At 54.8% G+C, this 14,660-nt stretch carries 11 protein-coding genes; 6 read left to right on the forward strand and 5 right to left on the reverse strand.

The window, feature by feature from the left end; translation table 11 throughout:
- Positions 1–245: 245 nt before the first annotated feature.
- The gene (locus tag AV929_RS07635; protein WP_014040080.1) at positions 246–425 is read left to right on the forward strand and encodes an HEWD family protein; all 180 of its coding nucleotides are present in this window, start codon (positions 246–248) and stop codon (positions 423–425) included.
- A 133-nt stretch (positions 426–558) separates the two neighbouring features.
- Here AV929_RS07635 and AV929_RS07640 read toward each other — a convergent pair whose 3' ends face one another.
- The gene (locus tag AV929_RS07640; RefSeq protein WP_064287910.1) at positions 559–3,399 is read right to left on the reverse strand and encodes an oligosaccharyl transferase, archaeosortase A system-associated; all 2,841 of its coding nucleotides are present in this window, start codon (positions 3,397–3,399) and stop codon (positions 559–561) included.
- A gap of 96 nt (positions 3,400–3,495) precedes the next feature.
- Here AV929_RS07640 and aglG point away from each other — a divergent pair, with 96 nt between their 5' ends.
- Complete coding sequence (gene aglG, locus AV929_RS07645) at positions 3,496–4,431, forward strand: glucosyl-dolichyl phosphate glucuronosyltransferase (protein WP_044951778.1); 936 nt, start codon at positions 3,496–3,498, stop codon at positions 4,429–4,431.
- Positions 4,432–4,455: 24 nt separating this feature from the next.
- On the opposite strand, the gene AV929_RS07650 is transcribed toward aglG, so the two are convergent.
- Genes AV929_RS07650 through AV929_RS07660 form a run of 3 tightly spaced genes read right to left on the reverse strand, consistent with a single transcriptional unit; the run spans position 4,456 to position 7,641 of the window.
- Positions 4,456–5,559 (reverse strand): sulfatase-like hydrolase/transferase, encoded by a 1,104-nt coding sequence (locus AV929_RS07650; RefSeq protein WP_064287911.1) that lies wholly within the window; start codon positions 5,557–5,559, stop codon positions 4,456–4,458.
- 56 nt (positions 5,560–5,615) lie between these two features.
- Entirely contained in the window at positions 5,616–6,581 is a 966-nt protein-coding gene (locus AV929_RS07655; RefSeq protein WP_064287912.1) for a lysylphosphatidylglycerol synthase transmembrane domain-containing protein, read from the reverse strand.
- A gap of 25 nt (positions 6,582–6,606) precedes the next feature.
- The gene (locus tag AV929_RS07660) at positions 6,607–7,641 is read right to left on the reverse strand and encodes a glycosyltransferase family 2 protein (protein ID WP_014040085.1); all 1,035 of its coding nucleotides are present in this window, start codon (positions 7,639–7,641) and stop codon (positions 6,607–6,609) included.
- Positions 7,642–7,877: 236 nt separating this feature from the next.
- Between AV929_RS07660 and AV929_RS07665 the strand changes: the two genes are divergently transcribed.
- Positions 7,878–9,578: a glycosyltransferase family 39 protein gene (locus AV929_RS07665; RefSeq protein WP_023843212.1), complete on the forward strand. Its 1,701-nt coding sequence runs from the start codon at positions 7,878–7,880 to the stop codon at positions 9,576–9,578.
- Positions 9,579–9,683: 105 nt separating this feature from the next.
- Positions 9,684–10,829 carry a glycosyltransferase family 4 protein gene (locus AV929_RS07670; RefSeq protein WP_064287913.1) on the forward strand — a complete coding sequence of 382 codons (1,146 nt, stop codon included), beginning with the start codon at positions 9,684–9,686 and terminating at the stop codon, positions 10,827–10,829.
- 3 nt (positions 10,830–10,832) lie between these two features.
- Here the strand turns inward: AV929_RS07670 and AV929_RS07675 are convergent, their stop codons facing one another.
- Positions 10,833–12,233: a flippase gene (locus AV929_RS07675; RefSeq protein WP_064287914.1), complete on the reverse strand. Its 1,401-nt coding sequence runs from the start codon at positions 12,231–12,233 to the stop codon at positions 10,833–10,835.
- 183 nt (positions 12,234–12,416) lie between these two features.
- Here AV929_RS07675 and AV929_RS07680 point away from each other — a divergent pair, with 183 nt between their 5' ends.
- Positions 12,417–13,364: a hypothetical protein gene (locus AV929_RS07680; protein ID WP_064287915.1), complete on the forward strand. Its 948-nt coding sequence runs from the start codon at positions 12,417–12,419 to the stop codon at positions 13,362–13,364.
- A gap of 88 nt (positions 13,365–13,452) precedes the next feature.
- Complete coding sequence (locus tag AV929_RS07685) at positions 13,453–14,634, forward strand: glycosyltransferase family 4 protein (RefSeq protein WP_044951784.1); 1,182 nt, start codon at positions 13,453–13,455, stop codon at positions 14,632–14,634.
- Positions 14,635–14,660 lie beyond the last annotated feature (26 nt).

The following is a 14,660-nucleotide window of genomic DNA, read 5'->3' on the forward strand; positions in this document are numbered from 1 at the left end:
CGCGGGTCGTGGTCGGTGTGTAAAACCACGCCTGCTCCCGAGGTCTGCCACGACCGTCGAGACAGCAGGGTCTAACAGCGCGAGCAGTTCGCCGACCGAGAGGGGACTCATAGCGACTCTCATCGTCCAGTTCTTCGGCCCGCTCGACGTCAAGCCTGTGAAAACCCATTGTGCTCAATTGGGAGCGGGCAGGCAAACGGTCAGGGACCGGCAGCCTGATAACGACCCACGCGCTTGCACCAGATATGGCTGAAATCGTCACCCCACGCAAACGCGAGTGTGAGCGGTGTGGGCGGGTCGACGAGTGGGACCCAGAACAACACAGTTGGCGCATCGTCACCGACGACGACACCAAGCAGTCCGGCGACCCGCACTGCCTCCACGAGTGGGACATCAACGGCACGTTCAATCCGCTAGCCGAGTGAGCGCGGTACCGCTGCTGTCGGTTTTTTCGCGAGCATGGACCACTGCTAGAACGCGGCCCGTCGACGAAATCCTGCAAAAATTCTCAGTTGGACCGAACAGTCGGCCTGACGGTGACTGACCGCTGGGACTCCGTTACGCTCCTGCTTCAGCCGCGTCTTCTGTCATCGGGGTGCGCGATTCACTGCTGGTCCCATTGCCCTGCTGAATCGTTACCGGTTCCAGTTCGACGGTTGCCGCGGAGTCGTCCTCGCCGATGACCTGTCCTTCAGTAACCTCGGTCGTCCCGGTAAAGCCGGTCCGGTTCCCGTCGTTGGTCCCGATTGCTGTGAACTGGTACTGAGTCTCGGCACGGACGCTCACGTTCGTGTAGCCCTCGTCGGTGCCCCAATCGTCGTATCCGGTAGTCGAGTAGGGAACGGTCATCTCGAAGTTCCCGTTCTGGTCGGTCTGGGTCCGCTGGCGGTAGACGAACGTCTTGTTCGTGGCCGGGTTACGCATCTCCACGGCGGTCCGCACTGTCGTGTTCGCCGGTCCAGTTCCTTCGACCGTCGCACCGGGGACGCGCTCGAATATCTTCGTCCAAGCGGAGTGTTGGCGCAACGACGGGAGTCCGTATACTTCGTACGGCTCAGTTTCGCTGGATCCGACCAAGCGATAGTGCTCCATCGCTGGAACCCGCTCGGGGGGAGCGCCTCCGTACCCACCGAGTTGTGAGGTTGTGTCCTGTTCGACGTACTGACGGGCCTCCTCCATGCTCTGGAACTGGCGAACGATCTGTCCCTGTCGCTGGCCCTCCGGTTCCTCTTCGTTGGTCGGTGCACCGCGGTACTGGCCTCCTTGGCGAGTCTCCTTGTTCTCCCAGTCGATGACAATCGGTTGTGGCTCCGCGGCGCTGCCGTGGAACCGGTATAGCCGGGTAACCATCGTCTCGTAGTAGGCCTGCTGCTGGAACGTCACCTGACGGAAGCTTCCACTCTGAGTCTGGACGTACAGCGGACTGTAATAATCGCTGGCCTGCACCCCGTCAACGAATGCCGATGGAGCGAAAAACTTGCCACCACGGTCGCCGAGAATGTTGCCATTGGTCTCGGCCATCTTCCAGTCGACGGCGACGTACCGTGTCTTCGCGTCATCCTCGTCTGTGCTGTCAAGGATATCGTTTGCCCGCGTCTCATTCTGTGCGATCAGGAACGGCGCGGCTGTGTCCGTCCCCTGCTGGAATGGGTTCGCGTTCGGAACGCGCTCGGCCCTGGTTGTAATCCAGTGCCCGTAGTCCCACCACGATAGGACGCCGTACTGCCCTTCCTGGTAGTCGAAGTCCTCCTGTTTCTCATAGGTACCGTAGTAATCGAGTGTCGCGTCACCACCGGAGCCGTACGCGCCCTCCGCAGGCGTGTTCCCTTCCATCCACTGCAGGCTCTCGTCCCAGCCCTGAATAGCCGGACCGGGACCGGTCTTGCCAGCCTCGACCGGCGACGTCGTACCGAAGGCGAACAGCGGGACGACGATGACGAGGAGTACCGCGAGAATTGTTATGACCTGATAGTATTCGATACCATCGTCGGCGCTGAAATCGAACCAGCGGATGAATCGGCCGACGACCATCCCTGACAGCACTGCAATCGGTGCGCCGAGATAGTACTCGAACCGCTGCTGTGTGAACGTGGCAGATAGAATGAACACTGCCCAGACAACAACAAGCAGCTCTTCAGCGGGCGCATCGTCGGAGAGGAACTGTTTTGCGAGCAGAAAGAGTCCACCGATCGCCGCAACGATGACAGCGAACCCGTGCCAGGCAAACAACTTGCCGACGCCCGGCAGCGGCGCGGCTTCACCGACGGTGCTGGCCGTTTCGCTGATGGAGAATCCGATGACCCGCATTACGTTTCGCGTAAAGAATTCCCACAGAGTAGGGGTCAAGACGGCCATCAGGACAGCCCCGATAGCGAGAATCCCGAACACGGTCGCAGGGTACACGTACCGGCCGTACTCGCGCTGCTCCATGAATCGGGCCAGCCATGCCATGAACACGCAACCGAGGCCAACGGCCAGTGCCAGACCCGGCTGTAGCAGCGACTGAGAGGTCGCTGTGATTTCAAGGACGGTGATTCGAGACGCGCTCACTACAGCGGTAGTTATCATCGTGATTGCGCCCGCGATGGCCGTGTGTTCCGGGCTGCTGTCGTGAACATACTCCAGACACAACCGGAGCAGGAAGAAGACACCGAGAATCCCGAGAAGGAGTACACCCGGCGGCCAAACCCAGAGATACAGGGCAATCGCCACACCGGCCAGCATGGACCAACTGATGGTGTCCCGCAATGCATCGATATCTCGCTCAAGGAACTGCTCGTAGATCGGCTTGTCCCGCGCGGCGACGCTGACAGCCACCATGACTCCGAGGACACCGAGTACCTGAAAGAGCGCTTCAGCGACGTGGTGGTCGGAGAAACCGACGAGGCTCCGTTGCAGGAGCCACCCCGTCGAGAATGCCATCACAGTAACTGCAGTTACACCGCCGAGGCGGCCGCCGAGTCGCCGTCCGATGAGGTACGTCGGAATCGCAACGAGTGTTCCGAACACGGCTGGCGCGAACAGGACCGTCATCGCGACCGTCTGGTCGCTGGGTGAACCCAGACCGATAATCAGGGCCACTGTCGCGATGATCTGGTCGAACAGCGTCCCGAACTGCCCGTTACTGGTTCCGTATGGGAAATTCGTCCAGGGGTCGAACGGCATCGTCGAGGGCCAGTTCTGGACCACGTACTGCGTCGAACGGTAGTGGTACCAGGCGTCGTTCCCGCTGAAGAGCACCTCGCCGTCAACGATAAAGTTCTGCCAACTCCGGACACGATTCCACAGCATGAACCCGAGCAGTACCAGGAGGACCGGAACGTGGTACCAGCGCTCGGCCCACTCCAGGGCGGACTCGAGTTCGGGGTTGTCGTCAAGATAGCCCCGTGATTGACTCATTGCACGGAAAAACTGCCAAGGCGCGCATAAGCCTTTTGACCTCTGTGCGAGCGCAGGATGGAAACGCCTAACAGCACCGGTGGCACACCACCGACCATGCGAGTCTCGGTCGTGCTCTGTACGCACACGATGGAGCGGTACGACGACTGCCGGGCGGCGGCCGAGAGTGTCTTAGCCCAGACCTACGACGACGTGGAACTCGTACTGGTCTCGGATGGTAACCAAGAAGTGTACGAACAGTACGACTCTGACTACGGCGACCGGGACGCTGTCATGACTCACTGCAACGATGCAAACGTCGGACTGCTAGAGAGCCGGAACAACGGGGCCGGAGTCGCCACCGGTGACGTAGTCGCGTTCATCGACGACGACGCAATCGCCGATGAAGAGTGGGTCGCGGCGCTAGTCGATGCCTACGAACGACACGACGCCCTCGCGGTCGGCGGCCGAATGACGCCGGCGTGGGTCGCCGGCAAACCGAGCTTTCTCCCCGAGGAGTTCTACTGGCTCATCGGCGTCACCCACCGTGGCTTTGGCCCGAATGGCGACCCCGACGAACCCGGCGTCGTCCGCAACACCTTCGGCTCGAACATCTCCTTCGATCGGGACGTGTTCCTTGAACTGGGCGGCTTCGACGACGATATCGGCGGCCGCCAGGGCGAGAAGAACCTCCAGGGCGGGGAGACGGAACTCTGTGCGCGCTTGCGAACGGAATACGACGAGGGAGTGTACTACACCCCGGACGCGCTCGTCGCGCACAAGATATTCGACTACCGAACCGACCCCGGGTGGCTCGTCGACCGCGCGTTCTGGCAGGGGTACTCGAAGCGCGGCATGGAGGTGTTTGTACCGGAATCGACCGGCGAGGAGTCCGATTTCCTCAGCGACCTCCTGTTTCGGTTCCTCCCGTTACGTCTCCGTGGACTCGTCGAATCTCCGTCGCTCGGCGCAGTCCTGCAGCTGGTCTTCCTGTTTCTTCTCACCAGCAGTGTCGGCGTGGGATACCTTTACGGAATGTACGTCTGGAGATAGCACTGACCGGTCTACAGTACGACGTTACTCAACGTATCCAAGGTCCTGAAGTCGCTCTTGGACCTCTTCTGCCTGTTCGTTCCTTTCGACATGGGTATCAGTACCTGCTTCCGTCATCGATACACGTCCATCGGTGCTGGTAACGGTGTAGTCGTTGGTTGCGAGTCGGAGTGAAGCCGTATTGTGCCAGGGCGCAATTGTCAGCGTATACGACCTGGATTCTGATCGAATATCGATACCGTTCCACTCCTCGGGCGGATCTATGCCGGCTTGAGTAGCGATCATCGGCCCAATGTCGAGGAGACTACACCGATCTCCAGTAAGCGAAATATCGTTGCTGACAATGGGAACGGTGACCAGCTTATCGGCTGTTCGCCTGCGCTGTGGTTGATGATAGTAGTACCCCTCTTCCCCGAATTCATCGCCGTGATCTGAGGTGAATATGAACGTCGGATCACCATCGAGATCCATCAAAAGATCTTCAATGACGGTATCGACTCTTGAGAGGGCATTTTTATAGGCCGATGTAATCTCTTGGTGTTCGGAATCCTTGAGCGAGGACGGTGAAAACAAGGCTTTCCTATCGAGTGACCTCGAAATGGCGTCATCACCACGGCCATATGGCCGATGGCTACCCATTAAATGCACCCACATGAACCGAGGCCCAGTAGCTTCGTTGAACTGCTCTATTGCTTGCTCGACAACCGCTTTATCAGTCGGAAGATCGGACATTTTCGCATGTGGCGGAAAGAAGCGATGGTAGACTTTTCGAAGAAGATCAAACTGCCCGAGAATCTCCCGTCGGTTGCTGCCGCGATTGCCTGCATCAACGAAATTCTCGTACTTATCGAACCCCTGATTGAAATTGAACACTTCGTCAAGTTGTGGGCTCGGAGCTAGACCGATTGTCGTGTACCCGGCGTTCGACATGACTTCGGGTATTGTTGGTCCAGCTACAGCCGACTTCATCGTTGCCTGGTACTGACTAGACAGGAGGCCTGCTAGACTCGGCCTGGTGTAATGGCCGACTGTCGTTCCCGATTGTGTTGGGAATCCCGAAAGAAACTCCATCTCTTCGATGTAGTCATACCGGACCGAATCAGCTGTAATCAGCACGATATCGTTCATTTACTTGGGATTGACAGTCGGGCATTATATCCCTTCTTGAATCAGGTTTCGAAGTTTCAGGAACGGAGAGTATGAACGGCATATACGGCGCCACCGATAATATTGTTTATTACTCGGAGAATAAGCTGCATTACGACTCCGAACGTCAACGCGACACCGTCTCCGACTCCCACCGAAGTGAACAGATATAGATACGCGCTCTCACGCACCCCAAAGCCTTGGATTGATATCGGCAAAAAGAGGAAGAGTTCCACTAGTGGAATAAATACAAAAAAGTACACGAGTGGTATCTCAATCCCAAGCCCCAAGGCGACGACGTAGTTGCTGGCGATCAGTAAGACTCGGAACACGACCGAAAGTAAAAGTGCAATGACCACTGCTCGTTTGGCTTGACGATACTCGTACACTGCAGTGTACAATCTTTCAGCCCGGTTCCCGATGTCGAGCACTTGTATGTCAAAAATCGTTGTTTCTAGGACTGGACGTAACAGGTCAGTAAATAGCAATAGTGGTATCGTAATTATCCCGACCGCACAGCCGAGGAGTACCATATCTGCGATCCGAGTCGGAACTAGTTCGTAGCCAAATGCGACCGCAACCAAAACGATACACAAGATCGAGTAGAGGCCAGCAATCCGCTCAATCACGACAGAAGAAACTGATGCGGATCCGTCGTTTGTATCCGCATAGAGGTAGTACATCCGTGCAGTGTCTCCACCGATAATTGATGGGAGGAACGCATTGAAGAACTGGCCGATGTAGTAATAAACCCAAGCGGTGAGGAGCGTTAATTTTATACCTTTCACAGAAAGCAGAACTCGCCACTTCCAAGCGCTGAGGCCGACACCAAGAACACTTAGTCCAACAGCGATAATTAGTGTGACTGGCTCAAGCGTTTGGAGATGTTCAATGAGTGTGTCGAATCCGACTCTACTGATCACATACCAGAGTAGTATTACACTGATAGAAACGCGAAGCAAAGCCGAGAGGATGCTACGGATGTCTGTGTTTCTTCTTGACATACTAATACAGGGTGTCAGCTATAGGTCACTTGTTTTCCGCGCCACCGCCGATAACTACTTCCACACGGTAGGGGTCTCTCTCAATGTAGTGTAACTTTGTAATCATCTCCGCCAGAAATCCGAACATAATCAAAATAAGGCCAAATAGAACGAGTGCAACCGTTAGTACAAGTCGGGGAAGATTTGGCAGTAGCGGGACACCCAATACGTACTTCGAGAACACTGCATGAATCCCGATTAGCATCCCTATCCCAAACGAAACCAATCCGAACCCACCGAGGAAGTGAACCGGTCGGGTTGAGTACCGGTTCCAGAATACCTGAAACAAGAGGTCAACAAAGCCCCTTATGAGTCGTTTCGTGCCGTATTTTGAACTGCCCTCCGTCCGGGGGCGATGGTTAACTGGGATTTCTGTAATTCTGTAGCCCCGGTTGTACAATTTTGCCGGAATATACCGGTGACCCTCTCCATACAACTCTATTTCGTTAAGAGCATCTGACCGATATGCCTTCAGAGTACAACCGAAATCGTGGATATCTGGCCCGGTCCAGCGTGCCATCCGTGTCTGTATCGCGGATGGTATCGTCTTTGTCAACGGGTCGTTCCGGTCTCGCCGCCAGCCACTGACGCAATCATAGCTATCGGATTCGCTGTCCCCACTTATCAACATATTGAGGAGGTCCGGAATGTCTTGTGGGTCGTTCTGTCGATCAGCATCAAGAGTTACGATAAATTCGCCAGTTGCTTGTTTGATACCCGCGTTCAAGGCTGCACTTTGTCCAAAGTTGCGGGACAGTAATAATCCGAGAACGTTCTCATTGTGTTCTGCCAAGTCACGGATAACGCTCCTAGTACCATCGGTACTACCATCATCAACGATAACGATGTTATATGGCGAAAATGCCGGTTCGTCCTGGAATACTGACTGGATTTCCTCGATTAGTGGCTCGACATTATCCACTTCATTGTACGCTGGCAGTACAACGGAGGTTCGAACCTTGTCATGGTCTTCACCTGTGAATTCACTTGCGTTACCCCGTACGTCCTCTGTCGTCGCCATTATGTGATGCCGTGACTGTGATTCTTCAAGCAGGTTTATTAACAGTTGTCATTCACAGTACTGCCCACGATAGAAATCATATAGAGTCGTTGTATCGGTAGTTGTTAGTAATTGTCTTCTGGGGCTGGAGAAGACTCAGTAATCTCAGCACGAAGAACAAGTTATGATAACCATGTGCAGAGGGTACTCTCGTAAAATCGCACAGACTATTACAGTCAGTGGGTAATCAAGAAGAAATGCCCTCTAATCTGTGGAACAGAATCAGTAAGTCGGTCCGACGTGAGCCGGTTGTCCCGATCATTGCGCTCGCTGCGTTCCTGTTGATGTTCTTCGGTACCTGGCGACTGCGGCCGCATCTGACGTTTCCGGACGAAACCGGCGCTATCGAACTCGCTCTCAGGATGGGATACGAGCAGAACCCCTTCATCGATAACTTCCGGAAGGGTGGGAACCTTCACCTCTACCTTCTGGCGCTCTCTTTTGTCCCGGTGACGCTGTACTGGCTCGTGACCGGACAGTTCGGCGACATCATGTCGGGCGCAGCTAGCGTCGGCAGCTCGCCGAGCTGGGGTGTGTCGCCTGATCTTCTCACAGCCTTCTACGACGTGCTGTTCGCCGGTCGGCTAGTATCTGTCCTGTTCGGTGTTGGGACTGTTGTCGTCCTCTATTACCTCGGTAGAGAACTACTGGACCGCCGTGCCGGAATCCTTGCGTCCGTTTTTCTCACGACTTCTGTCGGGTATGTCCTCACCGCCCACTACGCAACTGAGGACGTCCCGATGACGTTCTTCCTCATGCTCGGGTTCCTGCTAACGGTTCGTGCGTTTCATTCGAGAGAGACCAGAACGCTGTTGGCTGCCGCACTGGTCGCTGGCCTGGCAGCGTCAACGAAAGCAACGGCCGGGCTCCTCGTTCTTCCGATCGCTATCGTCATCATCGAACGCCACTGGGACGGGTCGAGGACCGTTGGTGAGTTCGTCAAAGCGGTTTGGAGGTACCCGACGCTAACTATACTCAGCTACGTCACTACAACGCCATCGATATTCGTCCATCCGGGTTCATGGGCCGACGAGATATCTCGATATATCTACCGAAGTACGAGCGATTCTGTTGCGTACAATTGGTCGGACCCGGGGTGGCTCATCCAGCTCGCACACCTCGCCGAAGGGCAGGGAATCATGCTATTCCTGTTTTCTATACTGTCCGTACTGCTTGTCATCGCCTTCCTCTTGCGGGGTACCCTCGACAGTGCGGTTTGGCTGTTGCTCGTCTATGCCATCCCGTACTTCATCGTCATCACGCAAGGGAATATGACACAGTTCCCTCGGGTAATGCCGCTCTTCCCGATTCTCGCGGTCCTCGCTGGTATCGCTGGCTCGGAGTTGAGTCAGTTCTCCCATCCGGTCCGTCTAGCCGGGATCGGACTTCTAACGCTTGTCATTGTCTTTTCTGGCGTACACACGACCGTTGGTGTCGCAGATATTAACGAATCACGTCAGGAGGCCACGGCGTGGACACACGCCAACCTAGATAGCTCCGACACTGTTGACGTGTACTCGCAGCAAGTGTATCTCCCAGAATTTCCAGACGAGACAACTGTGAACCGATATGAAATCCACTCCACCTTCCCCCGAGAAAACTGGCAGCCAGGGCTTGAACGTCTGGACTGTAACGCGCCCGAGTACGTCGTGCTCTCCAGTTACCACTACTTCCGCTTTTTCAAGGATCCGTCCGTGTTCCCGGATGTGACTGAACGCATGTCGGCGCTGTTTGCCGAGGAAGACTACGAAATCGTCCGGACGTTCGGTCCGCCGGTGAACACCGAACTCAGCGCGGAGCGAAAGTTCAGAGACAGCGCCGGACTTTCGTCGTTCCCCGAGGACGGAAATCCGACTATCCTCGTGATGAAGCGGATAGACGATGAACCGACCTGTTAATGACAACTATATGTCTAAATCACTCCCCGGGACCCGTTCTCTCCACCCACGGACACTACAGGGTAGCCAGCGAATCACCCGTGACACTGGGCGAAAGTGGCATCTATGACTGACGAATCGCTCCAGAGCGTCTGCGTCGTGACCCATCCCCTCGCCGCTGCTGGCGAGAACGCCACACGAAGCCTACTCGACATCCTGTCGGCTGTGACATCAGTCGCGCTCGTGACGGCTGACCTGCCGGCTGATTCCGAGATTCGCGACCGGCACGAACTCGTTGAGCTCACGCGAAAAGGCGCGGGCGACTCCGTCGTCACCGCCGCCGTCCGGTTCCTGCTGAACCAACTCCGGATGTGTCGCGTTATTGCTGACCGTGACGAAGACGTAGTCCTTTTTTTCGGCGCAACGTCGTACCTGCTTCCCATTATCGCGGCTCGGTTGCTCGGTAAAACGGTTCTCGTCGAACCCCGCGGCGACGTGCCGCTGACGCTCCGGCTGAACTGGGAACAGCAGTTGCCGGACCCGGTGGCTGCCGGGCTCGCCGGTGCCGTCCGTGCACTCGAACGAGCCGGCTTCGCCGCGGCTCACGGGGTCATCACGTACACGCCCGAGATGGCCCGCCAACTGGACCTGCATCCGGAATCCCCGACCGTGTATCCGATGGGGGCGCGCTACGTCCGGACGGACGAATTTCGCGTCCAGCAGCCCTACGCCGACCGCGACCGCGTCGTTGGGTTCCTCGGACGGCTCGACGAAGAGAAGGGCATCCGGGAACTCGCTTCTGTCGCCGCGGAACTACCTGGTGACGTGACGTTCCGGTTCATCGGCGACGGTGACCTCCGTGAGTGGCTGGAAACCGAACTCGCGTCTGAAATCGAACGTGGCGCAGTCGAACTCACCGGCTGGGTTGATCACGACGACGTACCCGATCAACTCAACGATCTCTCGCTGCTCGTGTTGCCGTCACAGCCGACGGAGGGACTACCGACGACAATTCTGGAGGGGCTGGCCTGCGGAACGCCGGTACTGGCCTCGCCGGTTTCGGGCGTTCCAGACGTTGTCCGCGAGGGCGAAACCGGCTTCCTGCTCGATTCACGGGAGCCGGCGGCGCTTCGACAGACAATACTCGATATTCTGGACCGAGACGACCTCGACAGCATCAGCGAGAACGGACGCGATCGAATCGATACCGAGTACAGCTTTGAGGCGGCCTGCGAGCGGTACAGGTCGATACTTGTGGCGTGCAATCGGTAGGCGCTACACCATCTGTAACACGCGCTCTCTGATTTCGCGGTCCGTTGCCATGCCGAGACCGTACGCGACGACGCCGAGTGCGACTAAGCCACCAAGCTTCAAAAGCGTCGATGGCGGGAAGATGGTTGACGCCGCGTACACCACTGCGCCCATCATTAACGCTGTGACCGTCTGCCTTCCGAGCGCCCGCCAGTTTGCTGTCACAGTGATGAACCGCCGGAGATACGCGATCTGAATGACGAGCGCGATGCTGACTGTCGTTATTGTTGCCGCCGCTGCACCGAACGATCCGAGTTCCGGGACCAGTAACAGATTGAGTACAACGTTTGCAACGAGGGTCAGCGCTGCCGTCCGGAATACGAGATTCGGGTGGCCGATCCCCGTGAGCGTCCGCTGGATCAGGATTCTCGGGGCCTGCAACAACTTCTCCGCCATCAGGAGGATGAGGATTAACCCACCCGTGTCGAAGTCATAGACGAGTTGCATGAATGGATCGGCGAGTATCGCTACACCGACTACGGCGGGGATGACAAGCAGGAGACCATATGTGAAGCCTTCGCTTAGGGCCGTTTCAATGCGACTGTACTCATTGCGTGACGCCCACTCGCTGATAGATGGAAACACTGCCTGGGTTAGGGCTTGGCTAGCCATTACTGCGACTACACTGACCTTCCAAGAAGCCTCGTATACGGCAACAGCGGTCTTTGACGCGAAGTATGCCAACACGAGCGTGTCTGCCCAGTTGTATGCTAGGGAACTCACACTATTGAATGATGTATACTTCGAGAAACTCCAGAGGTCTCTGACAGTTTCCCAAGTTGGGATAGATAGCGTACTTGATAAGGCGAAGTAAAATATGACAAACTTCACGACAACTCCAATCAAGACACCATATAACAGAGCAAATATCTTCAACCCGGCCATGATTAGCGCGATACTTGTTACTATACGAATTACTTCACCAAAGAGTTCGATAAGAGAGCTAAGCGCCACTCGCCCTTCACCACGAAGGGCTGCTCCGGTAAGCCATCTCCCGGTACTGGAAATAATAAATACAATCAGTAAGGGTACGGCCGCCACACCAATGTATTCGTCTACATAGCCTTCAAGTACGAACAATCCGAGAGACATAATTACAATTGGAGCGAGTGTTATGAGGTATCCTGCAGTCAAGTACGACCCACGCTGTTGAGTTGTCGTTTCGCTGATTCGCTTCTCTATCCCTGTATCGACTCCAAGCCGCGCTCCGGTCATCAACACGCTCGTGACCGCATCAAAGGTGAAAAAGATTCCAAGAACCGTTCCTCCGAGAGTTTGAGCAAAATATGCGGTTCCAACAAAACCAATTAGACTCAGTACGATATTACTGGCGTATATAACAACACTTGACCGGTCGATATCCATCGATATCTGTGGATTTCTTCCATATGTTTATTATTCTGTCCTTATTAAAACAACGAGGGTTCTTAGCGATGCTAGATATTGTCACTCAACTCGACTCTCCAATTGTACCGTATTTAATCATCCGGGCCTGGACAGGGTGCCATTTCAAAACATTCATTCGACCACCAAATCAACACAGTACAGATGAGCTTCTCTGATTGGTTTTTTGATACAGTGGACCGCCTACAATCAGATCCTTCTCCAAAGAATCTCGAGATAGCACTCAGAAAGTTATGGGCCGGCTTGCTCGGGAGATTCGCTCCAAAGCAACAGGAAGGGCAGGTGGTTTGGGAAGAAGACTGGGATATATTGGTCATCTTGGACGGATGCAGGGCTGATGCCATGGAAGAAATCATACAGGGAACTTCTTATCAATCTCTTTTTGCTGATAGCAAACTCGAGACGCGCTGGTCAGTCGGCGGTACCAGCTCTGAATGGATCAAAAAAACGTTTAATGAAAGACATTCAGCAGAGATCCAAGAAACCGCATATATCACAGGCAATCCATATACGGACCAGATACAATACGATGAGTTTTCAGAGTTCACTCATTTTGGGATCGCCAGTACGGAGTATGATATTCGGACGGTTTCGCCTCGGAAACTGACTGATCACGCGATTAACACTTGGAGAAAACGCGACGAGAAGGGCGTTGATAGAATGATTGTTCATTACATGCAACCACATGCACCCTTCCGGTCGCGACCAGAGTGGTTTCGTGAATTCAAGGGCACAAAGAAGTTCGGTAGCAAAGTCTGGTGGCGCCTCTGTGATGGCACCGTTTCGCACGATGACTTCTGGACTGCATATATTGACAACCTAGAGTGGATACTGGAAGAAGTTAGTATCCTCTCAACGTCTATTGATGGCTCCATCGCTCTAACCGCTGACCACGGCAATGCAAAAGGTGAATGCGGGGTATATGGCCACCCGAAAGGAGTTCCGGTCAGTGCTGTAAGAGAGGTCCCGTGGATTACACTAGACGGGATAGATACTGAGGAATATACCCCTGAGTATAATGTCTCTGATAGCGGCGGAGATGATCAAAAGCCTGCCCGTGAATCGCAACTTGAAGCCTTAGGTTATAAGTGATAATCATATCTGAATACACTCCATGGCTATCTGGCTAGTAGAGAGACGACAAGAATAACTGTTAATTCCCCCATCTCCCACCATCAGTATGCCGCGAGTTCTCATCGGACCGACCAAAACAGACATTCATAACAACGAATACGGGAAGAGTTACAATCTCCTGAATAACCTGTACGACGATAATTTTACTGTCGATATATACACGAGATCAGTTTCTGATACTCTTAGACCGGAAAACGTTACTGTGTATCCGCTTGGGGGCTCTAACAGGATCTCGTTCTATAGTTATTTGTATTATAGACTTTTAAGAGAACTTCGGGAGGGATCTGTTGATATATATCACCACATGAATCTCAGCTACAGGTGGTTCAATCCAATCCTCGTTTCAGAGCTTCATGACAATGTTCCTGTCGTCGTTGGACCGTGCCAAACAGGGCATGCCATCATGGCTGAGGAATTCAATCGGATGCTTTCTTCTTGGGTAGGGAGAAACCTTCCGAGGCCATTTACCGATCCACTTCACACAATTGTTGACGCGACTCGCGATGTAATCCTTGATCCACCTCGGATGGATTTGTTCAAGCGAACGCTTGACGCCGCAGACCGAATTGTGGTTGTCGATCAAGAAGCCTACGAGATGTATGCTGACCTCGTTGACGAATCGAAGCTCCGGACGATCCCGCTGGGCGTTGATCCGGACGTCTTCGAGTACAGTGAACCGGACGACTCACATGAACTCGTGGCCATCGGTAGCCTTCGGGAACGGAAAGGCTATGATATCTTGATCGAAGCACTTGATCAAATCCAGCAGGAATATCCCGAAGTCCAGCTCCACGTCTTTGGTGACGGGCCGCAAGAAGACGAATTGGTCGCTCAGGTCAAGCATCTCGATCTAGACGAAAACGTCACGTTCCACGGGTATGTTGACCAGTCTATTGTCCGAGAACACTTATCCCGAGCACGTGCCTTCGTCCACCCTTCTCGGTCAGAGGGCTTTTCCATGGTCCGTCTGGAAGCCATGTCGACCGGCTGTCCAGTGGTCGTTACCAATGTTTCTGGAGCAAACGAAATGGTCCGCGACGGGGAGGAGGGCTTTGTCGTTCCGACAGAGGAACCGGAACCAATCGCAGACGCCGTCACCACCTTGCTCTCCGATTACGAACTCACGAAACAGATATCCAGACAGGCACGAGACCGCGTCGAGGAGAAGTACGACTGGCGGAAAATCGCGGAGGAGTACCTCGACCTGTACCGTTCGCTGTCTGGCTAAGGTCGTACCGCCGTCTATCGCGTGCA

This window comes from Haloarcula sp. K1 (genome assembly GCF_001647155.1).
GTDB classification, from domain to species: domain Archaea; phylum Halobacteriota; class Halobacteria; order Halobacteriales; family Haloarculaceae; genus Haloarcula; species Haloarcula hispanica.

Bases quoted from the DNA above. Each gene is read 5' to 3' on its own strand.
- AV929_RS07655 (WP_064287912.1), bottom strand. From the start codon at position 6,581: ATGTCAAGAAGAAACACAGACATCCGTAGCATCCTCTCGGCTTTGCTT.
- AV929_RS07670 (WP_064287913.1), top strand. From the start codon at position 9,684: ATGACTGACGAATCGCTCCAGAGCGTCTGCGTCGTGACCCATCCCCTC.
- AV929_RS07640 (WP_064287910.1), bottom strand. From the start codon at position 3,399: ATGAGTCAATCACGGGGCTATCTTGACGACAACCCCGAACTCGAGTCC.
- aglG (WP_044951778.1), top strand. From the start codon at position 3,496: ATGCGAGTCTCGGTCGTGCTCTGTACGCACACGATGGAGCGGTACGAC.
- AV929_RS07635 (WP_014040080.1), top strand. From the start codon at position 246: ATGGCTGAAATCGTCACCCCACGCAAACGCGAGTGTGAGCGGTGTGGG.
- AV929_RS07650 (WP_064287911.1), bottom strand. From the start codon at position 5,559: ATGAACGATATCGTGCTGATTACAGCTGATTCGGTCCGGTATGACTAC.
- AV929_RS07660 (WP_014040085.1), bottom strand. From the start codon at position 7,641: ATGGCGACGACAGAGGACGTACGGGGTAACGCAAGTGAATTCACAGGT.
- AV929_RS07680 (WP_064287915.1), top strand. From the start codon at position 12,417: ATGAGCTTCTCTGATTGGTTTTTTGATACAGTGGACCGCCTACAATCA.
- AV929_RS07665 (WP_023843212.1), top strand. From the start codon at position 7,878: ATGCCCTCTAATCTGTGGAACAGAATCAGTAAGTCGGTCCGACGTGAG.
- AV929_RS07685 (WP_044951784.1), top strand. From the start codon at position 13,453: ATGCCGCGAGTTCTCATCGGACCGACCAAAACAGACATTCATAACAAC.
- AV929_RS07675 (WP_064287914.1), bottom strand. From the start codon at position 12,233: ATGGATATCGACCGGTCAAGTGTTGTTATATACGCCAGTAATATCGTA.